Origin of the sequence: Thalassotalea sp. PS06 (assembly GCF_007197775.1) — a bacterium.
Taxonomy (GTDB): domain Bacteria; phylum Pseudomonadota; class Gammaproteobacteria; order Enterobacterales; family Alteromonadaceae; genus Thalassotalea_A.
This window is the reverse complement of record NZ_CP041638.1, coordinates 1565431-1589105: the sequence shown is the minus strand read 5'-3', so window position 1 is coordinate 1589105 and position 23675 is coordinate 1565431. Positions and strand designations below refer to the sequence as shown.

Here is a 23675-nt window from a genome sequence, read left to right as displayed (position 1 = left end):
GACGAGCAATTAGCGCGGCGCTCTTTGCTCGTTTACCACCGCCATTATCGACCGATAATCGGCTACCCAATATTTATCCTTGTTAGCATCTAAATAACGCAATAACGCCTGGTGAGCGTCAATGTCTACGCTCAAGTGATCACCACCGATACCGTGAAACACGATTTGAATAACACTGGCCTCTTTTGCCTGCTCTTCAACGTAATCAATCAACGCTTGCCCAGTTATAGCAAACGCCGCCCACAAGCGATTATCCGCTTTAGATAAATTCCTTTCGTGGCCTTTGATACCGATAAAATCTCCTCGAATATCGTCGAGAAAGCTTTGTTCACCGGCGACTTTGGTTTCAAAACAGGGCGCGGTAAAAGTGCGGGTAGACTTACCATCGATAGCATACAAATAATCACTGGCTACCCTTATTTCAGCGACCACATCGGCAACGCTGCGTTTCGATAAATCTAAATGTTCGGCCACCCAATCACGATCTTCAGGCTCTTTTGAGCAGCCATGGAAAATACTATGATTGCCAAGTTCATGGCCTTGTTTAACGGCTTGGCGCCATTGTTCTATGCGCCCTGGCACTGCATCCGATGCGAGCGTCAGGTAAAAGCTTGCCGTAAAACCATATTGATTAAGCGCAGGAATAGCATTGTCCAGCTGACTGTTCAGTGCATCATCATAACTCAAGGAAACAGCCACTTGCCGATTATCGGGCCAGACAATTTTGTTTGCAAAGCTTGGTTCTGGTTCTGGATCAGGCTCTTGTTCTAAGTCCGGCGTTGCTATCGCCTGGCCAGAGTTAATTAATGCAGAGAGCATCACAATAGAGATTATCAGCCCCGTCAGGAATAAGCCTTGGCTTATTCCTTTAAAACCGTATAACCCGCTGCTAAGCGTTGACATTAAGCTTTTGATTCCTCTTCTTCGGACTGCTGTAATTGTTCAACTTCTGAATCCAGAGTTTGTGAGTCACTGAGTAATACCGAAAACCAATGCCCTTCGGCGGAGTTTTCCAAAGCAATTTTGATAATCATGGTAAGTGGCACCGACAACAACATGCCAACCGTGCCTAATAACCAGCCCCAGAATACCAACGACAGGAAAACCACTAAGGTTGATAACCCCAGACCTTTACCAAGATAACGAGGTTCAACGATATTGCCCATTACGGTGTTAATGAGAATATAGCCAAGACCAATGAAGCCAGCGATAGTCGGGCTAAGTTGCACCAGGGCCAACAGCACAGCAGGAACCGCAGCGATGATGGAACCAATGTTAGGAATAAAGTTAAACAGAAAGGCAACGACGCCCCACAACAGATAGAAATCTAGACCAAATGCCCAAAGCATGGTACTCACCAAAATACCGGTACCAATACTGACCACGGTTTTTATCGCCAGATATTGATTCACTGAGGACAAAAACTTATCAATCTGATCCATTTTCATCTGCGGATCCTGGAATGCAAGATGCAGCTTGGTTGGGATAGTCGAGGCTTCTAACAGCATGAATACCACGGTCAGAATAATGAAAAACAGGTTTGCCATAATATTGCCGAAGCTCGACAGCATATTGGCCGCAAATCCCATCGCCGCTCCTGGGTCGAGATACTGCATAAAGAAAGATTTTGACACCCGAACGTTATTGGCAGCGAGAAAATCGATGAGCCCCGCAAACTTTTCGGTAACCTGAGCTTTATAGGTTGGCATTTGTGTCGATAGCTCGTTTAACGAATTACCAAGTAAACCGGCGATTAAAAAGCCCGCGCCAAAAAACATACCGATAACAACTAATACCGCCAGAGTTTTCGGCACCTTATATTCAACGGCCTTATTGACCAACGGATTACAGGCGATAGCGATAAAAATGGATAATAAAAACGGAACGAGAAGATTGTTGGCCTCTTTAATACCAGCCATAATAATCACCAGTAGTGCCACGATAAGGATTACCCTTACCACCCCACTTTCCTTGGTTTGTCCCTGATTAACCTGAGTCATTAATATTCCAACTAATTGATTTTCAAATACCTTAGCAAAAAATGATCGGTAAGGTAAGCAATCAGGTATTACAATTATTATTGGTAGCGAATTTTGTTTTCTATCTAATGTGGCAGACACGATAGCTAAAATAGCTACGCTAACATTAGCAATTGCCTTTTGATGTGGGTTTATGATGAATGTATTAATTACGGGTGGCACAGGGCTGATAGGTAGCCACTTTATTCAGCGCTTTCAGGATAAATATCAATTTACCGTATTGTCACGGCAACACACACCGATTATGCCCAGCGACATTAATCCTGCAGTGATGACCTTTATTGACACCTTGGATAAGCTGGACAATCTCAATGACTTTGACATCGTCATTAATCTTGCGGGGCAACCCTTAGTCGATAAGCGTTGGAATCGAACCCAAAAACAAAAAATCTGCCAGAGTCGCTGGCAAATCACCGAACAGCTAAGCAAGCTAATCAACGACAGTGATAACCCTCCTGCTGTTTTCTTATCTGGCTCCGCCATTGGGTATTATGGTCGCCAGGGCGAACAAGATATTGATGAGACTTTCAAAGATTGTTACCCCGAATTTAGTCATCAGGTGTGTAAAGTCTGGGAAGATAAAGCAAGATTATGTAAAAACAAGACTCGGTTATGCCTGTTAAGAACAGGTATTGTGTTAGAACGAAATCGCGGCGCACTGGCGAAAATGATCCCGGCCTATCGACTCGGTATGGGCGGACAATTGTCTCATGGTAAACAAATCATGTCCTGGATCCATATTGACGATATGGTCAATGCCATACAGTTTATTATCGAAAATGACACTCTGCGCGGCCCGGTGAATATGACAGCACCAAACCCAGTGCCTAACCGTGAATTTAGCGAAGCGCTGGCTGACGCGTTAAACCGACCAAATTTTGCCACCATGCCGGCATTTGTGCTGCGCGCTCTTTTCGGGGAAATGTCTGATTTACTGCTGTTCGGTCAACGAGTTTTGCCGATAGCATTGATAAGCGCCGGCTATAGCTTCGAGCACGCTGACATCAAAGACGCGTTTGCCCAGCTCCTAAAATAAAGAGTCTAAAACAAAGAGCTTAAACTAAGGATTCCAAAATAACAGAGCCAGCGATTTCGCTGGCTCTTACATTGAATGGATGAATGCTAACTCGGCGTTACAAGGTACGTCGAATCAAGGTCAAGCTGGAAAGCTTTAATAATCGATAGCAGGATGCCATTCCTAGGAAACCAACCACGGTTGCTCCTATCACAGTCCCTAATATCCAATATTGCCAATGAATACTCGCGCTCATATCAAACACTTGCGTTTGCAGGATAAGAACACCAAGCTCCATCGATAAACTGCCAAGCAATCCGGCGATAGAGCCGAGAATAATGAACTCAAGTAACACGCTATTGGTAAGCAAGCTGCCTTTGGCTCCTAAGGTACGAAGTATCGCTAGTTCCCTTTCACGCTCTTCCATGCTCGCCTGGACCTGAGCCACCAATACCAGAGCTCCGGCAATTAACACCAGGATTAAGATAAACTCTACCGCCAGTGAAACCTGAGAGATCACCGTTCTTAACTGCGAGATGATCGCATCCACATCGATAATGCTAATGGTTGGGTAGTTTTTCAAAAAGTCCTGGAATTCTGATTTTTGCATGGCCGGCACGTAAATGGCGGCAATATAGGTTGCAGGGAAATCTGCCAGTACCGACTCAGAAAAAATCATATAGAAGTTTGGCTGCATCGATTGCCAGTTTACGGTACGTATGCTGGTAACTGGCATAGACACCACTTCACTACCGATTTGGAAAGTTAGCTCATCACCAACGCCAATCTGCAGGCGTTCAGCCAATCGCTGCTCCACTGAAACTTCCGGCTTCGGGTTTTCTTTGCTGAACCATTCACCTTCAATGACCTCATTTTCTTTAGGAAGATTTTGATGCCAGGTTAAATTCAACTCGCGGCCAATGCCACGGCGTCCCTGTTCACTAGCGTTTTCCTCTTCCTTAGAAACCCGGCGACGGACCTGCTCTTCATTGATCGCAGAAAGACGGCCGCGAACAATAGGATACAAATCACTGGCTGCCAGCCCTTGTTGCTCGAGAAAGCCTTCTACCGCAGGAACCTGAGTTTTACTGACATTCACCAGAAACTGATTTGGCGTATTTTGTGGTAACTGCGCCTGCCATTCGTTGATTAAATCATTGCGTACCACCAGCATCAACAATAACAACTGGATGGCAATGGTGAAGCTGACAAGCTGCACCTGATTGGCTTTTGCCCGACGTTTAAGATTGGCCATCGACAAATGAAACGCCTGACCAGCCTGACTGCCAACCGAGCGCCCGGCGTTAATCAGCACATGCCCTAACACCAGAATCACAAAAATGATGGCTCCGGCACCTAGAATAAGGGCTGTCGTTAACACTAGATCCTGACTAAATATCCATAACAGCAACACCACTGCTAATAATGGTGGCGTTCTTTCTAACCAGGTTAATGCACGTTCAAAGCCGCTAAAGCCGCGAATAACCGATATTGCGGGTGTTGCCACTAGCTGTCGCATCGGCGTAATCGCAAACGCAATCGCACAAATAACTCCAGTGAAAACCGCAACCATTACCGGGAAAGCGGTTATTGTTAACGATACATCTGGCACTACATCCGCCATGAATTTAATACCCAAATATTGGATACCATAACCGATTACCAGACCCGCTATGATCGAAAAGCCTGCCAATGCGGTCCAGTGCAGGAGATACAATTTAGAAATAAACGACGACGATGCACCGATAGATTTGTAAACGGCAACCATAGGTTGATGGCGTTGGCCATAACGTCTCGAAGCCACCGACACCGCCACCGCTGCAAGAATAATTCCCAACATGCTAGCCAGAGATAAATAACTTTCCGCACGATTCAACGCCCTTGCAAGTGGGCTTTGTTGGTCCTTGATATCACGAAAACGCTGGGTATCGAGAATTTGTGGTTTTACCCACTTTGAAAACTCTTCAATCCCTTCGCCTGCGAATAGATATTTATAAGTCAGGCGACTTCCCGGTTGCACCACGCCAGTTGCAGGCACATCTTTGATGTTGATAAGCACTCGTGGACCTGAAGTAAAAACGCTAAATGATGCATCGGGTTCTTTGTCAATAACGCCAGATATCTTGAATTGACTGTTTCCAAGCTCAAAGGTATCACCCGGTTTTAGATTCAGGTTGTTTAACAACGATTGCCCGACAAAGGCATTGCCCGGTTGTGGCGGTTGACTGGCACCTACATCAGCCAAATCGTTGCCTTCGACCTTAGCGATCATTAAATTGCCACGCAGAGGATAACCCTCGCTAACCGATTTTACGGACGCTAGAACCATCTCCTCTTCGCCAAAAACCATAGAAGAAAATTCAAGCAATTCAGCGTTAGCGATGCCCATCTCGTTGGCCTTGTCTACGTACTTTTCGTCAATCGGACGTGGCGATTGCAAAATACGATCACTGGCAATAAAACTATTACTTTGTTGGATAAGAGCAGATTTAATCTGCGCGGAAAAGCCCGATAAGCTGAACACACTGGCAACGGCGATAATCAATGCCAATGCAACTATGGTCAGCTCTCCACGCTTTAATTCATGGCGAAATAACCGCCAGGATTGAGTGGCCCAAACCGACATCGTTAAACCACCTCAGCCATCTTCTTTACGGATTCGGTCAGCTCTCCGGCGTGCATCACTAACTGGCGCTGACATTGGGCTGCAAGGCCGTTGTCATGGGTAACTAATACTAACGTCGTGCCTTGTTGTTGATTCAGCTCGAACAATAAGTCGCTGACGGTATCACCGGTTTTGCTATCCAGGTTACCGGTTGGCTCATCGGCAAAAAGGATATCTGGAGAGCTAATAAATGCTCGGGCGATAGCAACACGTTGTTGCTCTCCACCAGATAATTGCGATGGGAAATGGTCGGCTCGGTCTTTCAAACCTACTTTTTCGAGCATATCCAGAGCGTCTTGCTCAGCCTTGTCGCTGCCTGCAAGTTCCGCTGGTAACATGACATTTTCCAAAGCGGTTAAACTGTTGATTAAGAGAAACGATTGGAAGATAAAACCGACGTGTTTTGCTCGTACCGCAGAGCGTTGTTCTTCATCGAACTTGTGCAAAGGCGCCTGTTTGAGGTAAATTTCCCCTTGCGTTGGAGTGTCCAACCCGGCTAGCAGAGATAAAAGCGTGGTTTTACCAGAGCCAGAAGCCCCGATAATCGCCACGGTTTCACCCGGTCGAACCTGAAGGTCGATTGGTTGTAAAATATCCAGTGTTTTCTCGCCGGTAGTCACCTGTTTGGTCACTTGTCGACATTGTAAAATTAAATCAGGATCCTGAAGCATGATGAAAAAATTTTTCCCTTGGTTGTTGCTAGTATGTTGTACGTTCGCCAACCCGGTTTTGGCTCAATACTCTATTTTACTACTAGGTGATAGCCTGAGTGCAAGTTACGGGATGCAGGAAAACGAAGGATGGGTGACGATTTTAAACGAAAATCTTGAACAGGATCAGGCAAATTATCGCATTATCAACGCCAGTATTAGTGGCGAAACAACCGATGGTGGCCTCGCCCGACTCCCGAAAATACTGGAGCAGCAAAAGATTGATTACTTACTTATTGAACTTGGCGGCAATGACGGCTTACGAGGTTTCCCACCGAAATTAATTAAAAATAATTTGTTACAAATGATCGAGCTGGCTCAAAACGAAAACATCAAAGTTATCGTCAGCGACGTAAAAATCCCGCCAAATTACGGTCAGCGTTATAACAAAATGTTCAATGACGTATTCAAAGATGTGACCGAACAGACCGGTAGTACGCTAATCCCATTTTTTATTGAGGACGTTGCCGTTAACGCCGAACTTATGCAGGCCGATGGTATTCATCCAACCAAAGAAGCACAACCTCAATTGGCCAAGCGGATGCGCGAATTGTTAGAACCTGTGGTTACGCAAGCCGCTAAATAATTAGCAGGCACAGAAGTTTTGGTATTGCGGGTTGAGTTTAATCGACCCACCTACCCCATCAATGTCAATGCCAGCCATGGCGTGAAACTAAATACCACCGAGACAATCTTAAAATTCGCCACGTATTTAAAGTACATGCCTGGCAATTGCGCCTTATCAATATTGAACATTTTACTGTGGATCTCCATCGCCCAATCCTGAGCAAAGCGGATCATAAAGGTCGCAAACAATAAAATGACAAAGTTGATCACGGTGCACCAGCCAAAGAAACTTGTCCAAACCGATAAATCACCCATCTGAAACTCCTTACAGACTAACAAGCTATACCAATGCACGTTGAAAAGTGAGCTATTCAGAATGTCAGCCGAGGGATTTATACAAGGCGTCGTTATTTAGGAATGGTCATTCCATTTCAAATAGCGAGTACGCAGTAGAAATGCCTCTCGGGCATTCCCGCCAGGGCAAATTTGAATATCTGACCATTAAATATAGCTTGCTTAACTCTGATGAGATTCTTTGGGCTCGTCAGTCAAATTTACCATTTCAAAAATTTGCTGAATGATCAGTAATTAATGTGCATTGGTATTAACTACAAGTATAGAAGAATCGCGATTAAAAAAGATAGAGCACTGACGAACAGACTGACGGTCGTGCGAGTAGAGTAATATTTACCGCTGAGCAGAAACAAAAAAGCCGACTTGCGTCGGCTATTTTGTACTTCAAAGAAGTGGCGTCCCCTAGGGGATTCGAACCCCTGTTACCGCCGTGAAAGGGCGGTGTCCTAGGCCTCTAGACGAAGGGGACGCGAAATTTGTTGGTTTATCAAAAACCGCGAACATGTCACCTGTTACCAGATGAGACCTTGGATAATTGCAATTAAGTGGCGTCCCCTAGGGGATTCGAACCCCTGTTACCGCCGTGAAAGGGCGGTGTCCTAGGCCTCTAGACGAAGGGGACGCAAAAATCTTTCTTTATAAACTCAAATGAGCCGATAATGAACTTGATGATTTTGCGAAATGAGTCAACCTCACCGGCACCAGAACAAGTCACCTAATTGTATGTAAATAAGTTGGCGTCCCCTAGGGGATTCGAACCCCTGTTACCGCCGTGAAAGGGCGGTGTCCTAGGCCTCTAGACGAAGGGGACGCAGATTTCCCGAATCTTTCACGTATTCAGAAAATGTTGCGCATGACAAGAAACCTTGTCGGCACTAGAACTTTTTGACCTTGATAACAGAATATTATGACGAAATGGCGTCCCCTAGGGGATTCGAACCCCTGTTACCGCCGTGAAAGGGCGGTGTCCTAGGCCTCTAGACGAAGGGGACGCAGAATTCCTGAAAAACACTGAGTATTTTAAAGAATTTGCGCTTGGTAAAAATATTTTACCAGCACTAGAACTAACATAAACCTGTCAGGTACAACTTATTTTAAATGAAGTGGCGTCCCCTAGGGGATTCGAACCCCTGTTACCGCCGTGAAAGGGCGGTGTCCTAGGCCTCTAGACGAAGGGGACGCAATGTATATCTAACAAATCTAATCAACCTGTTAAGTATATCTGCATAAGAAAATAAGACACTTCAAATCTTAAATTCACCTTCGGCAGACTGACACCTCAGCCTGCGTTGACTTTTGCCAAAGTCGAGGCTCGATATTATCAAACCTGAAGAATTCTGGTGGAGCTATGCGGGATCGAACCGCAGACCTCTTCGCTGCCAGCGAAGCGCTCTCCCAGCTGAGCTATAGCCCCAGAACCTGCTCTCTTGAGCGACCTTACTCGTTGAAAGCGAGGCGAATTCTAAGCAGGGTGCTGAAAAGAGTCAACAGTTTTTTTGCATAAAATCGTAAAAATCGGGAAAAACAGGTTTAAGCGTTTATTAATTCATCGCTTTGCCGTTTTTTTATCTGAAAGCTGCTGCAAACTGCAGGTTTTAACACCTTTTTAAACAAATATTTGATAGCGTTTTAGCAAATTCCCGTGAATGAACATCGAGAATTACACAGTCATTAGACGCAGCAATAAATAAAGCATATGAAAATAAAAATGACGATTACAATCGGATACGGTATAGGTGTAGCAATTATGTAACGATTGTCGCTACAATAAAGTTGCGTGAACAAATGAGACTAATTTCTTGAGAAGCGTAGTAATAGCTCCTATAACTATCTATGAAATTTCCTAATTATTATTTTCTGAGCCAGTCTTATTTTGCGCAGTATTCATGGTTAATGAGGTAACAGAACAAATATGCGCTTACAAAAACTCAATGTAGTCGCCATTGGCGGCGGCCATGGTTTAGGACGTGTCCTCTCCACCCTTTCCTTTTTGGGAGATCAACTTACTGGTATTGTTGCTACCACAGATAATGGTGGCTCTACGGGTAAACTCAGAAAGCGAACCAGCTCGATTGCCTGGGGCGATTTACGTAATTGCCTGACGCAATTGGTCGAGCCCGAATCCGTAGGTAACCAGCTGTTTAATTTTCGCTTTGACGGCAACGATGAGTTATCGGGACATAACCTCGGAAACTTGATCCTGTTTGGACTGAATGAAATACAAAGCCGTCCGCTTGATTCGATCAATCTTATCTCTAGCTTGCTGAGAGTGAAAACCAAAGTCTACCCTATGTCGGAAACACCAACGGATTTATTGGCGTTCTATGAGCACGGCCGTTGTAAAGTTGGTGAGATATCCGTTGATGACATGCCAACGATGCCTCACAAGCTAATGTTAGCGCCTCTGGTAAAATCCATCCCAGAATGTTTAATTGCCATTGAAAATGCCGATTTGATCATTCTTGGCCCGGGCAGCTTTCTTACCAGTGTCGTCCCTCCCCTGTTAGTTAATGACTTACGCAATGCCATCGAAAAACGAACTGGCCAATGCGTATTTATCGACAACATCAACCAAGAAGATAGTCCGGCAGGAAAATTACCTTTGGACGACAAATTAAACTGGCTGGAAAACAATATTGGTTGCTTGCCTATTGATACTGTGATTACTCAGGATAAATCGGCGAAATCCGAAAGGGTTAACGTATTGTGCCGACCACTGAGCGATGCCGACAACGGTGATTACCATAATAAGCAACGCTTACTGGAAGCTCTTGAGGCATGCGCAATCAACATTACTTATAATGATGATGTCGTTAATGGCTAGCTAGCTAACACGACAACTCATTTAAATTAGAAAGCCCTGACCATTGCTGGCCAGGGCTTTTCTTTTGGTATCAATACACACTTAATTCACGAGCATTAATTTAGCTTTAGCTTTCGTCTTCACTAATGCGGCTGGCAACAGCGCCTTTTTGATCTTTGTATTTGGCATCATCACGCTTGTTGTATGGACGAATCGCTTCCCCTGACATGGTTTCAAAGTTTAACGCAGCGATTTTCATCTTCGGACGCAAGGCAAGCGGCAGTTTTCCAGAGTTGAAGAATTCAAGAACAATTTGTCCAGACCAACCTGGATCAATTCTATGCGCGGTAACATGAACCATTAACCCTAAGCGAGCCAGCGACGAGCGACCGTCTAACCAACCAACAATATCGGCTGGCAATGTTACTGACTCGTGAGTTACTGCAAGCGCCAGTTCACCTGGATGGAGGAAGAAGGCTTCGCCATCCTCGATGTGAATTTCATCACTCATCAAGGTGTTCATCGCCTCCTGGACTTCCGCTTTCGGTCCGCTCAAATCAATATACGGCGCAGTGTGGTCTTCAAACACGCGAAACTTATTGCCCAGGCAAATATCCACACTGACCCCAGAAATCATACTAGATTCAGGGCGTGGCTCAATACAAATTTTTCCAGCCTCAATCAGGGCTTCAATATCTTTATCACAAAGTCTCATCGGTTATTCTTCTGTTATGCTCAGCGTTGCCGTCGCAGGACTGCGCCAGTCAAGCTGGTAATATAAATCACTCACAATATTGGTGGCTATTCTACGGTAGATTTGGCTAATGTCACTATCTATATTGGACAATATCGGAGAATTACCGCTGTCCGCGCCTTGACGAATATCAAGATTAAGTGGAATTTGCCCCAGTAAATCGATGTCTTGCTCAGAAGCCAGATGCTGTGCACCACCTTCACCAAAAATATGGGATTCATGCCCACAGTTAGGACACAGATGATAACTCATATTTTCTATCACACCTAGCACCGGCACCTGCACTTTATCAAACATGCTGATGCCTTTGCGGACATCGATGAGGGCGATATCCTGTGGCGTTGTTACCATACAGGCGGCTGCAACAGGCACCTTTTGCGCCAGTGTTAACTGAATATCACCAGTACCAGGCGGCATATCGACGATAAGATAATCCAGATCATCCCAGGCAGTCTCATTCAATAGCTGGGTAAAAGCGGTGCTCGCCATCGGCCCCCGCCAAATACTGGCTTGAGAATCCGGGACTAAAAAGCCAATCGACATTGCCGACAAGCCCTGACCATTTAAAGGCAACATACGTTTGCCATCTTCAGAACCTGGTTTTTCATCAGCGATGCCCAACATTGTGGGAATCGATGGACCATAAATATCGGCATCAAGGATACCAACCCGCGCCCCTTCCTCTTGTAGTGCCAAGGCAATATTTACTGCGGTTGTTGATTTACCAACACCACCCTTTCCAGAGGCCACAGCAATAATATTTTTAACACCGGCAATATTGTGCTCACGCACCGCTTCCACCTGAACCTGAGCTTTTAAGTCCATATTAACGTCCAGGGTTTCTGCCATGGTTTCAATGGCGGTTTGTAATGCCGTAAAACAAGGAAATGCCAGACTGACCGTTAGCAGGTAACCTTGATCGTTGCTGGTAATTGTGTAGTCTGCGAACACCTGTTCGAGGCCATAAGGAAAACAGTCAGAGCGGTATTGCTGTATGTAACTGCGGATTTTATCTTCCATTATTCCACCATAAATTGCGCAAGGTTACGCATTAATTATCTTGTATAGTTTCTATTCACTTATGAAAACGAGCAACCCGCATTTTTCATTAAATGCGCGCTTTGCTTCATAATAAGTGGGTTTTTCATCAATATCGATAATTATTAATGAAAAAAATTCGCAAATTTTGTACTATCGCTGCCACGATTACTATTAAGAATTTATTTTCGAACAATGTCGACCAATAAACGTAAAATCCTTGTCACCAGTGCACTTCCATATGCCAACGGACCTATCCACTTAGGTCACCTTCTCGAGTACATCCAAACGGATATCTGGGTACGTTTCCAAAAAATGCGCGGCCACGAAACCTATTATGTCTGTGCCGATGACGCCCACGGTACACCAATCATGCTGAAAGCTCAGCAGTTAGGTATGGCACCAGAGGAAATGATCGAGCAGGTTCGTCAGGAGCACATGGCGGATTTTGCCGGCTTCCATATCAAGTTTGATAATTACCATTCGACTCATAGTGATGAAAACCGAGCATTTGCTGAGGAAATTTATCGCCGCCTTGATGCGAATGGCCACATCAAGCGTCGCACAATTTCACAACTTTTCGATCCGGAGAAAGAAATGTTCTTACCGGATCGTTTTGTAAAAGGCACTTGCCCTAAGTGTAAGAGCGAAGATCAAAATGGTGATAACTGTGATAACTGTGGTGCTACGTATTCACCAACGGATCTGATCAATCCGATCAGTGTGGTTTCCGGTGCAACACCTGTACTGAAGGATTCCGAGCACTACTTCTTCGATTTGCCAGCGTTTGAGCAAATGCTGAAAGACTGGACTCGCAGCGGTTCATTGCAGGAAGAAATGGCAAACAAACTTGCTGAGTGGTTTGAACAAGGTTTGCAGCAGTGGGATATTTCCCGTGATGCACCATATTTTGGATTCGAAATTCCAGACGCACCGGGCAAGTTTTTCTACGTTTGGCTAGACGCGCCAATTGGTTACATGGGTAGTTTTAAAAACCTATGTGACAAGCAAGGCATTAACTTTGACGAGTTTTGGAGAAAAGATTCCGATGCCGAGCTTTATCACTTTATTGGTAAGGACATCATCTATTTCCACAGCTTATTCTGGCCAGCTATGCTTGATGGCTCTGGTTATCGTCAACCGACGTCTGTTTACGCTCATGGTTTTGTGACGGTAAATGGTACTAAGATGTCGAAATCTAAAGGTACTTTCATTAAAGGTCGCACCTATTTAGATCATTTGAATCCGGAATACCTGCGTTATTACTTTGCGGCAAAACTTACCAGCCGTATTGATGACCTGGATTTGAATCTGGAGGATTTCGCCCAGCGCGTTAACTCTGACCTGGTTGGTAAACTGGTAAATATCGCATCTCGCTGTGCCAGCTTCATCAGTAAAAAGTTTGATGGTGTATTGGTAGCAAACCCAGCAGATCAAGCACTGGCCGATGAAGTGATGAGCGCAGGTGATAGCATTGCGGCTCACTACGAGAACCGTGAATTTGGTCGGGCGATGCGTGAAATCATGGCTCTTGCCGACAAGGTTAACGAGTACATCGCCGTTAAAGAGCCGTGGCAGTTAATTAAAGAAGAAGGCAAGCAACAGGAAGTACACGAAATCTGTTCGTTAGGGATTAACCTGTTCCGTGTGCTGATGATTTATTTAAAGCCTGTGCTCCCTTCCCTTGCCGATAAATCGGCGGCTTTCCTTAATGATGAGCTTGAGTGGGATGGTCACAAGGCATTGTTAACCGACCACAAGATCAACAAATTTAAAGCGTTATTACAGCGCGTTGAAATGGATAAAATTGTCGCTATGGTAGAAGATTCAAAAGAAAACCTGGAAGCTGCTCAGGCGCAGCAGCCAGTGACCGGCCCTCTGACCGATGACCCAATTGCTGATGAAATCACTTTTGATGATTTCGCCAAAGTAGATTTACGCGTGGCGAAAATCGTTAAAGCTGAGCATGTTGAAAAAGCTGATAAGCTACTTCGTATCGAAGTAGATTTAGGCGGCGAGACACGTCAAATTTTTGCTGGTATCAAGTCTGCGTACCAACCAGAAGACTTGATTGGCAAGTTAACTGTGGTTGTTGCAAACCTTGCACCGCGAAAAATGCGTTTCGGCATGTCCGAAGGCATGATCATCGCAGCAGGCCCGGGTGGCAAAGATATCTTTATCTTAAACCCGGACAACGGCGCCGAGCCGGGCATGCGCGTCATGTAACATTGCCGCACCTCCCCAAAAAGGGACCTACCGGTCCCTTTTTTGATCTCCCTCTCTTATCGAGACACCCACCGTAACTCCCAAACCTCTTCCTTCACAATTAAGACACCCACCGCAAGTCATAGCTATTGGAGCCATAATCAAGACAGGCATCGCAAAAATGTTAAATCAGTGCGCTATCAAAACACCCACAATATTAGTTCAACCACAACCTACCAAATAAACATTTGAAATGTTTATCAACTGTCTGAATTTTAAATAATTTAATTTGCCAAATTGAGGTAGAAATCAGTTCGATTAATACAGTAATTGAGGGGAGGTTTGGAATAAAGAAATTGAGGATTAAGTATCGCGACTAACCGAATAGCCGTTTACTGATATGAAAATGAGTTCGTCGATGTTTGTCGATGATTCCGCAAAACTCAGAAATCGACTGACATTGGCCTATCGCTCCTGAAAAGTAATATTCAAGCTTAGTTACCAATATAAGCCAACTATTTTCGTTTAAATTAACTTGGGAAAGTATTGAATTTTGGTAATCTTGTATAAATCCTGAGCAATTATCTTTAATAGCTCTTCCAGTCATATCGACCAACTCGAGGTAATCATTCACTCTAAAGGGTAAATAGTTGAGTTTCTCATTATCATCGCCTTCAGAAAATTTCATTAGAGAGTCCGGTTGCTTTCTCGATATCGCGGCTTTCACCCTCAAATGGATGCTAGTGTGGATAGATTCTTGCAGTGTATCAGCTTTTCCAGCTCGGATTGGATTTAAATCTACGTAAGCCATGCATGCGGCTAACGCTGCGTCATCTAAAAGTGCTTGGCTACGAAATCTACTCTCCCAAAATTTACCGGTACATTCATCTTCCTCATTGGCCATTCTTGCGATAGGCTCGTTCAAAAGGCGCATAAACCAACTAATATCGAAGAGTCTCTTCCTATAAACCTTAACTGTATTTGCCAAGGTAGGCTGAATAAATTCTCTTACTGTTCCAGCAGATACAAACTCTTTAGTGATTAGAGTGCCCTTACATACTTTATGCCATCGTTCGACAACTTCAATATCAGATAAGGTTAATGCTTTCTCTTTATCAATATGTAAAACGACGTGGCAGTGATTTGACATCACCGCGTAAGCGCAAACATCTATACAAAATACTTGAGCTAGAAACAGCAAACGTTGCTCAATCCATTCTCGTCGATGGTCAAAGTTTTTCTTTGAGTAATGATCCCAACCACACAAAAAAGCGCGCCTTACGCATCTGCTGACGCAGTGATAGTAAGGCGTAGCGTGTAAGCTAATTTGCTGACATCTGGGTGTGGGCATATTCCGTTTTCCTGGGAATCCATGGGCATTACTATTTTAGTCTAAGTACTTAAGAATTTATGGGGTTAACAGTGTTTGCATTCCTTTAAGCTGAGGAATCATCAATGGTGGGTGTCTTAATTAAGAGGAGATATTGAGGTGAGTGTCTTAACTAAGAAAAAATTAGATTTTTGGAATAGGCACTAAAAAGCCCGCTGTAACGGGCTTTTCAAGGGAAATTCTTAGCTCATGTGCATCAGCATGAGGTTTGGATTTTCCAGGAAGGATTTCCATAAATTATTGAATCGGGCAATTGTACCACCGTCAATAATTCGGTGGTCTCCGGACCAACTTACCTGCATTATTGAGCGTGCTTGCACGTCACCATTGTCATCAAATCGAGGTAATGTCTGAACTTTACCTAACGCGACGATAGCAACTTCTGGTTTATTTATGATCGGTGTCGCAACTGTTCCGCCAAGCGCGCCGATATTTGAAATGCTGATTGTGCCGCCCTTCAAATCCGTAGTTGTCACACGGCCATCGCGCGCATCTTTGGTTAGACGCATCACATCTTTAGCCACATCAACGATAGACTTGGATTGAACCTGCTTTACGTTTGGTACTAAAAGACCAACTTTCGAGTCAACGGCCATACCAATGTTGTGGTCATCGAAGTAACTCAGCTCGGTGCAATCATCATTTGGCTGTGAATTCATTACAGGGAATTCTTTTAAAGCCAGAGACATTGCTTTGATGAAAAAGGGCATCATCGTCAGCTTGATATCTTGCTTCGCATACTCATCTTTGACGGATTTTCGCAATGCAATTAGATCCGTAAGATCGATTTCCTCGCAGTAAGTAAAGTGAGGAATAGTCGATACCGATGCAGTCATGGCTTTAGCCATTGCCGCTTTCACGCCTCGGATAGGCTCAACTCTTGTGTTGCCCGAAGCAGAAACTGGCGCAGATTCAACCGCCGGTTCAGTAGACGGCTGCACAGGTGAACCGCCTTGAGCAAATCTCACGACATCTTCTTTGTAGACTCGACCTTTCGGGCCACTACCGGGAACCAGATGAATATCGACGGACATTTCTCGGGCCACTCGACGAACGGCTGGGCTTGCTAAAGCTTTACCACTGGCAACTTTACCGTTTACTGGCTGAGAAACATGGGTGTCTTGTTTAACAGATTGCGAAACGTGGGTGTCTTGATTAACCTCTTGTTGAGGTTCTGCAGTTAAACTTGCGGTAACGCTTACGTCCGCAGCGCCCTGGTGCTCAATAGCGAACAGAGGCTCATGAACCTTAGCAATATCGCCTTTTGCATAATGAAGTTTGACAACTTTACCTGCGTATTTTGCAGGGATCTGAACAAGCGCCTTGTCTGTCATTACATCGACAACCGCTTGATCTTCTTCAATAATATCGCCTTCATTCACTAGCCACTCAACGATTTCGCACTCGACAATACCTTCGCCAATGTCCGGCAGAATGAAATCTTCAATCTGCGATACTGAACTACTTTCACTGGCAATCACAGTTTCAACCGCCGGCACGTCACTGATATTCTCAGAAGGTGCAGTTACATCTGCTGATTCTTCACCTTCTTTAGTCATCGCAAACAACGGAGAATGAACTTTAGCAATGTCGCCTTGCTTGTAGTAAAGCTTATCGACAACACCTGAATACATGGCAGGAATCTGTACCAGGGCTTTGTCCGTCATAACGTCAGCAACCGGCTGATCTTCTTCAATACGGTCGCCCTCTTTTACCAGCCATTCAACCAGCTCACATTCAACGATGCCTTCGCCAATATCCGGTAGAATAAAATCTATGCTCATCATAATCCCCTAGTAATTTACTGAGGCCATAATGGCTTCAAAAGTTTTCAATTCATCTGGCATGTATTCTTTTTCATGTGCCAGAGGGAACGGTGTATCTAAACCACAAACACGAGCAATTGGTGATTCCAAATGCAGGAAGCACTCAGACTGAATCGTTGCTGCAATCTCACCGGCGAAACCACCGGTTAGAGGCGCTTCATGGTTGATAAGCAAGCGTCCGGTTTTCATTACTGAGTTAGCAACGGTTTCAACATCCCATGGTAAGATAGAACGCAAATCGATAATTTCGCAGGAAACCCCTTTCTTTTCCGCCATCTTCGCGGCTTTTTCCAGAGTCTCCATCTGAGCGCCCCAACCCAACAAGGTAATGTCAGAACCTTGGGTTACAACTTCCGCTTTACCAAGAGGAATTTGATAATCTTCTTCAGGAACTTCACCAACCGATGCGCGGTAAAGCTTTTTCGGTTCAAAAAATACCACAGGGTTATCGTCACGAATTGATGCCAACAACAGACCTTTTGCCTGATATGGATTTCTTGGTACGACAATTTTCAAACCAGGCGTGTGAGCAAAGTAAGCTTCAGGAGATTGGCTGTGATACAAACCGCCGGCAATACCGCCACCATAAGGGGTACGGATCGTTAACTTACCAACATCGAATTCGTTGCCGCTGCGATATCGGAACTTTGCACTTTCATTGACGATTTGATCGAACGCCGGAAAAATGTAGTCGGCGAACTGGATTTCAGCAATTGGCAAACTGCCCTGCGCCGCTAAACCATTGGCAAAACCAATGATACCCTGCTCGGTTAATGGCGTATTAAAACAACGATCCTTGCCGTATTTTTCCTGCAAATTACTGGTTGCACGGAATACCCCACCAAAATGACCTACGTCCTCGCCAAAGCACACCGCTGAATCGTTTTCAGCCATGGCAATATCCAGCGCATTATTGATCGCTTGTAATAAATTCATTTGCGCCATGGATTAAAATCTCCCTGCAGTATTTGGATAGGCGTCCGGGTATTTGCGGATATGCTCTTTGAGTTCATCAAGTTGCTTTTCCAGCGCCGGCGTTGGTTTGTCATAAACATCCGTGACAACCTCTTCGATACCAGGCTTAGCGATTTTCTCAGCGACTTTCACCGCATTTAACACATCTTCACGAAGTTGTTCGAACAATTGCGTTTCCTGCTCTTCATCCCACCATTTCTGCTTCAGCATCCAGTTTTTCATACGCAAAATTGGATCATGATCAGCCCATTTAGCCTCTTCTTCACGGGTACGATAACCACTTGGGTCATCCGACGTGGAGTGCGCTCCCAGGCGATAAGACATGGCTTCAATTAACACTGGCTGATCATTCTCTAAAGCATATCCACGGGCAAGCTGTGTAGCTTTTAGTACGGCAAGAATGTCATTGCCATCGATGCGAATGGTTTTAATACCATAACCGACACCGCGCGAGGCAATACCGTTACCGGCATATTGCTCATTCGAAGGTGTAGAAATAGCGTAACCGTTGTTGCGGCAGAAAAAGATTACCGGCGCACGATGAACCGCAGCCATATTTAAACCTGCGTGGAAGTCGCCCTCTGAAGCCGCACCCTCACCAAAGTAACAAATGGTGCAACGCTCTTTACCTTGTAGTTTTTGACCATAAGCGTAGCCAGCGGCTTGAGGGATCTGCGTTCCCAAAGGAGAAGAGATGGTCATATAGTGCAATTCATTAGAACCATAGTGAATTGGCATTTGACGGCCTTTACCCAGCTCAAGTTCATTGGAGAACATTTGGTTCATGAATTGTTCAAGACGGAAGCCACGGAACATCAAAGCACCTTGCTCACGATACTGAGCCATGATCATATCTTCATCATGTAACCCTGCAGCGCTACCAACACTGGCAGCTTCTTCGCCAAGTGCGGCCATGTAAAAACTCACACGTCCTTGACGTTGAGCAGCTATCATCCGCTCATCTAAAACGCGATGAAAAGCTAAGGTTTTGTATATCTTGGTTGCCAATTCCTGATCGATTTCAGGTAAATCGGCACCTTTGTGAACACTACCGTCTTGTCTGAGAATTTTGAGAATAGGGATATCAACGGAGTGACCGTCAATAAAATCAGCCGTGTGAACGTCCCGGCTTGATTTATAGATTTCTGAATCCATAAGCGTCTCTTGTTGTATGACTTTATACACTGCTTAGTTTTTGTCGGCTAACGAGCGTGCAATACACCCACATCCCCGTAGTGATTAAGCAATGGCTTTTTGTATTTTTAACAGTAATTCTTGGCTACGTTTTTTCTGTTTTTAAGCCTGAAAGAAGCATTCTGTTTTTTATTCGCTTCAATAAAACTTCTGGCGAAATTAGAGTCTTTATTCGACTGCAGGCCGCGTAGCTCCACCCTTTAAGGATTGCCAGAACTTTACAATCCGCCAATTTTACTTGCAATAAAGTGACTGAATTAGCCTTGGAAAGAGTCCGTCAAGTGGCAATTTTGGTTTACAGAGGAGGAAGATAGTTAGAGGCTGCCGAGCCGGTAGGCTCAGCAGCCACAAGAGCGTCAGGCCGTTAACTTGGCAGGTATAACGGTTAACAGTGCCCGTTGACCGAGCGCAACCTCAGCGTTAGGAAAGATGATAGCTTCGCCAGGCTGGGTAATTTCATGGACAATTTCGCCATCGTTAGCCAGCACATAGCCCACTGGGAAATCGGTGAAATTTTCCACATCGTCAGCAAAATTGAGGACAAAGTTCTCTTCCGTACGATTTATGGTTTTGTAGATTTCGAACAGGTTTAAATTATCTTCAGAAAATTCACCAAAATCTGGTTCATTTTCACTGATCAATGCTCTTAGCGTTTGGTTAATTTGAATGAAATCTTCGGGATTATTTTCCCCAAATGGTTTGACTTTACCAAGTTCAACCGTGAACGCGTGTGCACAACATTCATTAACCGAAAAATAGCTAAATGTTGTGGTCGGGCTATTTGAAAGCAAAATAGTATTGACGCCACTCGCATACAGGAACTGCAGCTGGTGCTTATCTCTGGCCTTGCCATGATTGAACGGATAGACGGCAAATTTGTCATTTTTTGAACCACGAATGGCTGTGTGCAAGTCGTAGTGCAAGCGTTCGCGATCATCATCGATTGTGCCGCCTTGATCAAAAAAGTCGCGGACATAATCTTCCAATGCTTTGGCACGACGTCGCTCCTGATTAGCCAGGCCAATATCATCGCTGTGAGCGCCGCTGAATAAGCGGTTTAGATTTTCTTCAACAAAGCGACTACCCAAATTCATTGCCGGAGGGTTACCGAACAAAAATAAGACTCGTTGTTCGAGCAACAGTTTGTCCGATAACAACTCTTTTACCAACTGCTGGCATATCTCGATCGGAGCGGTCTCATTACCATGCACTCCACAAGACAAAACAATGTCCTTGTTAGTTGCCCTGCCGACAGGCTCAAAACAGATAACGCCAGTATCAAGCACGCTAACCTGAATTTGCCTGTCTCCGCTATTCAGATAAAAGTTAAATGCTTGCGCAATCGAGTCAGGATTTTCACGCGTTAAACTAAGAAAATCTCCGGTTTCTAAGAGTTGTTTTGCAATGTCCACCACAATACTTCTGGTCGTCAAAAAAATGTTAATGGCATTTTAGGTGAAAATTACCGGGGTTGCACCTTTTTGGAGCGCAGTATTTGGTTATAAGATAAAATCCTTCTCTAGTCTATGGTTAACAGCCCACCTGTTTTTGCTCTACTCGATTTTTCTTAATCAAAGCACCATGATGCAAGTCAAAGATAGTCTCGACAGAATTTAACGTTTCCTGACGATGGGCAATGATTATTCGAGTCATATTGAGTTCGGCTACTTGCTGTGAAATTAAGCGCTCATTTCTTGCGTCGAGGTGGCTGGTAGCTTCATCCATAAACAAAATCGAAGGTTGTTGGTAAAGAGCACGGGCCATTAACAATCGTTGAATTTGTCCCCCCGATAAACTTGACCCCAAATCTCCAACCGGAGTCTGGTATGCCATTGGCATTTCGGTAATTTCCTGATGAACCGCGGCCAAACGACAGCACTGCTCGATTTTAAGAAAGTTGGGGCTCGCATCGAAGAAACATACATTATCCGCTATCGAGCCAGCCAATAAGCTATCTCCCTGTAATACGCCAGCAATGCTTTTGCGATAATTAACCAAGCCTAATTTTTGAATATCCTGTCCATCCAACAAAACCTGGCCACTCGTTGGTTGCAGCAAGCCAAGCATTATTTTCATCAAGGTTGATTTTCCGGCCCCTGAGGGACCAGTAATAGCAATGCATTGTCCAGCATCCAATGCCAGGTTGATATTACTTAATAACGACGTTGAGCGATTTTCCTGGGTTTGATAATCAAAGCTGACGTTTATCAACTCAAGCTTGCCTTTAGGTTTATTCAACTTGCAAGTACCCTGGCGATGCTCTTCTTTGGGGTGCAAAGCAATATCTGCGATACGATCTAGGTGTAAGCGCATCATTTTAAATTGAATCATTTGCTCAATAAGATTGATCATCCGTGTCGTAAACTGGTTTTTATAAGCAATAAACGCCAACAGCATGCCTATCGTTAATGTGTTGGACATAACTTGAGTAGCAGCAAGATAAATTACCAATATATTTTCAAGACCAAAAATTATCTTGTTGCCCGTTTCGAAACCAATCTTTAGCCGCCCTATTTTGATTTCCTGATTAATCACGTCAACATATCGTGTCTGCCAAATATTTTGCCTCTCTGGCTCCTGAGCGAATAGCTTAACGGATTGCATGTTCCTGGCTGTTTCTAAAAAGTGACTTTGTTCTTTGGCGGAACTTTGAATGAGTTCCTCGGTATTTCGACTAAGTGGTCGATACAACGCCAGCCTTAACATCGTGAATATCAGCACCGCAATAATCACGACTAAGGCCAGAACTTTTGAATACACAAACATCATCACTAAAAGCGCCACAGACATGACACCATCCACCAGGGTTTCAATCAGTCCGGTAGTGATACGCTCTCGAATCTGGGCGAGACTTCCAAAGCGTGAAACCAAATCGCCGATATGCCGCGATTCAAAAAAACGCATATCCAACTGAAGCAAATGGCTCATTAAATTGCTCCCCATTTGCAAATTCAGTGCACTAGATAAACGCAAAATTAACCAGGTTCGAACCGCATTGGTAAAGCAAGTGATAAACAGGAGTAAAGTAAATCCCAATGCCAAAACCGTTAGCAGTGATTCATCAAATCTAATTAAGACCTCGTCGACCACCCATTGCATATAATAGGGAGCGAGCAATGCGGCAAACTGCAGCAATAAAGAAAGCGCCAGAAGTTTTACCAGACCAGCATATAGCCCACGACTCTCGGACCAAAGCTGGTGGAATTTTAATTGCGATTTTTCTAGTTTTGGTTTGAAGTCAGAGGTGGGCGTCATTTCAAGACAAATTCCGGTGAAATGATCACTAAATTCTTTTCGTGTTAAACAGCGCTTACCTTTACCGGGGTCGTTAACGGTAAATTTCTTTTGCCTCGAACCGGAAACTTTTGTCAGCACAACAAAGTGATTCATGTCCCAGTGCAAAATACAAGGAAGCTTGAGCTTTTCAACATCCTCTAAAGGGCATTGCAATGCTCTGGTTGAAAACTGTAATTGTTCAGACAATGCCATCATCTGCGGCAATGTCATTCCCGATGAACCAGCCTGCAGGCGTTGCCGCATGGAGGTCATGTCAACTGAGTGACCAAAATAATTAGCCACCATAGCGATACAGGCCAGCCCACACTCAGCAATTTCCGTTTGCATGATTAGTGGTACTTGCCGTCGCCAGGAAAAGTTTAAAGCTGCTGCAGTCATCTGACTCTCCTTAGTCAATTAGACTGTTTTTAAACTAGCGGAGCATCAACTCCTTTTGATTCCGCCGAAAGATAAGTTTTATCGAAATAGATATAGAAAACTTACTATTTGCTAGTCGACATTACGATAAAGCTGGACAAGATAACGTTTAACGATGAGGTAATTATGGTGATTCTGATTGACTGAACATAACTGTATAGCCCAAGCGTTGATATCAAGCCAGATGCCCAAACATTTCCATTCATGAAAACAAAGAGCAAAGTTAACACTAAAGCCAACAACAAATGCCTTACTACACCGTTTTTGATCACAAATTGTCCATTGTGCTGTTCTAACCAAATATACTCCCTGGGAAAGTGTTTTATTCTGACATTGCCTGCTGAATCTTCAGTACAATCAAATCCGGATTCCTTGAGCATACTCATTAAAGGTTTCATTTTTATTTGTCCTTAAAAAAAGGCATGA

At 44.4% G+C, this 23675-nt stretch carries 18 protein-coding genes and 6 tRNA genes; 4 read left to right on the top strand and 20 right to left on the bottom strand.

The window, feature by feature from the left end:
- Nucleotides 1-9: 9 nt before the first annotated feature.
- Both FNC98_RS07015 and FNC98_RS07010 read right to left on the bottom strand, forming a co-directional pair.
- On the bottom strand, nucleotides 10-903 hold the full coding sequence (locus FNC98_RS07015; RefSeq protein ID WP_143580566.1) for a polysaccharide deacetylase family protein: 894 nt from the start codon (nucleotides 901-903) through the stop codon (nucleotides 10-12).
- Entirely contained in the window at nucleotides 903-2000 is a 1098-nt protein-coding gene (locus FNC98_RS07010) for an AI-2E family transporter (protein WP_143580565.1), read from the bottom strand. The genes FNC98_RS07015 and FNC98_RS07010 overlap by 1 nt, the downstream gene beginning before the upstream one ends.
- A gap of 172 nt (nucleotides 2001-2172) precedes the next feature.
- On the opposite strand from FNC98_RS07010, the gene FNC98_RS07005 reads away from it, so the two are divergent.
- Nucleotides 2173-3075 (top strand): TIGR01777 family oxidoreductase, encoded by a 903-nt coding sequence (locus FNC98_RS07005; protein WP_313904122.1) that lies wholly within the window; start codon nucleotides 2173-2175, stop codon nucleotides 3073-3075.
- A gap of 97 nt (nucleotides 3076-3172) precedes the next feature.
- On the opposite strand, the gene FNC98_RS07000 is transcribed toward FNC98_RS07005, so the two are convergent.
- Both FNC98_RS07000 and FNC98_RS06995 read right to left on the bottom strand, forming a co-directional pair.
- Entirely contained in the window at nucleotides 3173-5680 is a 2508-nt protein-coding gene (locus FNC98_RS07000) for an ABC transporter permease (protein ID WP_143580564.1), read from the bottom strand.
- Between the two features lie 2 nt (nucleotides 5681-5682).
- Entirely contained in the window at nucleotides 5683-6390 is a 708-nt protein-coding gene (locus FNC98_RS06995; protein WP_143580563.1) for an ABC transporter ATP-binding protein, read from the bottom strand.
- Here FNC98_RS06995 and FNC98_RS06990 point away from each other — a divergent pair.
- Nucleotides 6389-7015, top strand: coding sequence for an arylesterase (locus FNC98_RS06990; RefSeq protein WP_143580562.1), 627 nt, complete (start codon nucleotides 6389-6391; stop codon nucleotides 7013-7015). The two genes, FNC98_RS06995 and FNC98_RS06990, sit on opposite strands and share 2 nt — an antisense overlap.
- 50 nt (nucleotides 7016-7065) lie before the next feature.
- On the opposite strand, the gene FNC98_RS06985 is transcribed toward FNC98_RS06990, so the two are convergent.
- The 7 genes from FNC98_RS06985 to FNC98_RS06955 all read right to left on the bottom strand — a co-directional run bounded on the left by FNC98_RS06985 (nucleotide 7066) and on the right by FNC98_RS06955 (nucleotide 8764).
- Complete coding sequence (locus FNC98_RS06985) at nucleotides 7066-7311, bottom strand: DUF6868 family protein (RefSeq protein ID WP_143580561.1); 246 nt, start codon at nucleotides 7309-7311, stop codon at nucleotides 7066-7068.
- Nucleotides 7312-7743: 432 nt separating this feature from the next.
- A tRNA-Glu gene (locus FNC98_RS06980) sits at nucleotides 7744-7819 on the bottom strand.
- Between the two features lie 77 nt (nucleotides 7820-7896).
- Nucleotides 7897-7972 (bottom strand) — tRNA-Glu (locus tag FNC98_RS06975).
- 113 nt (nucleotides 7973-8085) lie between these two features.
- Nucleotides 8086-8161, bottom strand: a tRNA-Glu gene (locus FNC98_RS06970).
- 105 nt (nucleotides 8162-8266) lie between these two features.
- Nucleotides 8267-8342, bottom strand: a tRNA-Glu gene (locus tag FNC98_RS06965).
- Nucleotides 8343-8454: 112 nt separating this feature from the next.
- A tRNA-Glu gene (locus tag FNC98_RS06960) sits at nucleotides 8455-8530 on the bottom strand.
- A gap of 158 nt (nucleotides 8531-8688) precedes the next feature.
- A tRNA-Ala gene (locus FNC98_RS06955) sits at nucleotides 8689-8764 on the bottom strand.
- 498 nt (nucleotides 8765-9262) lie between these two features.
- Here FNC98_RS06955 and yvcK point away from each other — a divergent pair.
- Nucleotides 9263-10174 (top strand): uridine diphosphate-N-acetylglucosamine-binding protein YvcK, encoded by a 912-nt coding sequence (gene yvcK, locus FNC98_RS06950; protein WP_143580560.1) that lies wholly within the window; start codon nucleotides 9263-9265, stop codon nucleotides 10172-10174.
- 106 nt (nucleotides 10175-10280) lie between these two features.
- Here yvcK and dcd read toward each other — a convergent pair whose 3' ends face one another.
- A complete protein-coding gene (gene dcd, locus FNC98_RS06945) occupies nucleotides 10281-10868 on the bottom strand; it encodes a dCTP deaminase (protein WP_143580559.1) in 588 nt (195 codons plus the stop codon).
- A 3-nt stretch (nucleotides 10869-10871) separates the two neighbouring features.
- Nucleotides 10872-11927 (bottom strand): iron-sulfur cluster carrier protein ApbC, encoded by a 1056-nt coding sequence (gene apbC, locus FNC98_RS06940; RefSeq protein ID WP_143580558.1) that lies wholly within the window; start codon nucleotides 11925-11927, stop codon nucleotides 10872-10874.
- 213 nt (nucleotides 11928-12140) lie between these two features.
- On the opposite strand from apbC, the gene metG reads away from it, so the two are divergent.
- Nucleotides 12141-14171, top strand: coding sequence for a methionine--tRNA ligase (gene metG / locus FNC98_RS06935; protein ID WP_143580557.1), 2031 nt, complete (start codon nucleotides 12141-12143; stop codon nucleotides 14169-14171).
- Nucleotides 14172-14526: 355 nt separating this feature from the next.
- Here the strand turns inward: metG and FNC98_RS06930 are convergent, their stop codons facing one another.
- The 7 genes from FNC98_RS06930 to FNC98_RS06900 form a co-directional block, all read right to left on the bottom strand.
- A complete protein-coding gene (locus FNC98_RS06930) occupies nucleotides 14527-15501 on the bottom strand; it encodes a transposase (RefSeq protein WP_143580556.1) in 975 nt (324 codons plus the stop codon).
- Between the two features lie 221 nt (nucleotides 15502-15722).
- Entirely contained in the window at nucleotides 15723-17324 is a 1602-nt protein-coding gene (locus FNC98_RS06925) for a dihydrolipoyllysine-residue acetyltransferase (RefSeq protein WP_143580555.1), read from the bottom strand.
- A 9-nt stretch (nucleotides 17325-17333) separates the two neighbouring features.
- On the bottom strand, nucleotides 17334-18311 hold the full coding sequence (locus FNC98_RS06920; protein WP_143580554.1) for an alpha-ketoacid dehydrogenase subunit beta: 978 nt from the start codon (nucleotides 18309-18311) through the stop codon (nucleotides 17334-17336).
- A gap of 3 nt (nucleotides 18312-18314) precedes the next feature.
- Nucleotides 18315-19496 carry a thiamine pyrophosphate-dependent dehydrogenase E1 component subunit alpha gene (locus FNC98_RS06915; protein WP_143580553.1) on the bottom strand — a complete coding sequence of 394 codons (1182 nt, stop codon included), beginning with the start codon at nucleotides 19494-19496 and terminating at the stop codon, nucleotides 18315-18317.
- A 395-nt stretch (nucleotides 19497-19891) separates the two neighbouring features.
- Nucleotides 19892-20947: a succinylglutamate desuccinylase gene (gene astE, locus FNC98_RS06910; RefSeq protein ID WP_260680541.1), complete on the bottom strand. Its 1056-nt coding sequence runs from the start codon at nucleotides 20945-20947 to the stop codon at nucleotides 19892-19894.
- 118 nt (nucleotides 20948-21065) lie between these two features.
- The gene (locus tag FNC98_RS06905) at nucleotides 21066-23210 is read right to left on the bottom strand and encodes a peptidase domain-containing ABC transporter (protein WP_143580552.1); all 2145 of its coding nucleotides are present in this window, start codon (nucleotides 23208-23210) and stop codon (nucleotides 21066-21068) included.
- Between the two features lie 104 nt (nucleotides 23211-23314).
- On the bottom strand, nucleotides 23315-23635 hold the full coding sequence (locus FNC98_RS06900; RefSeq protein WP_143580551.1) for a hypothetical protein: 321 nt from the start codon (nucleotides 23633-23635) through the stop codon (nucleotides 23315-23317).
- Between the last annotated feature and the right edge of the window lie 40 nt (nucleotides 23636-23675).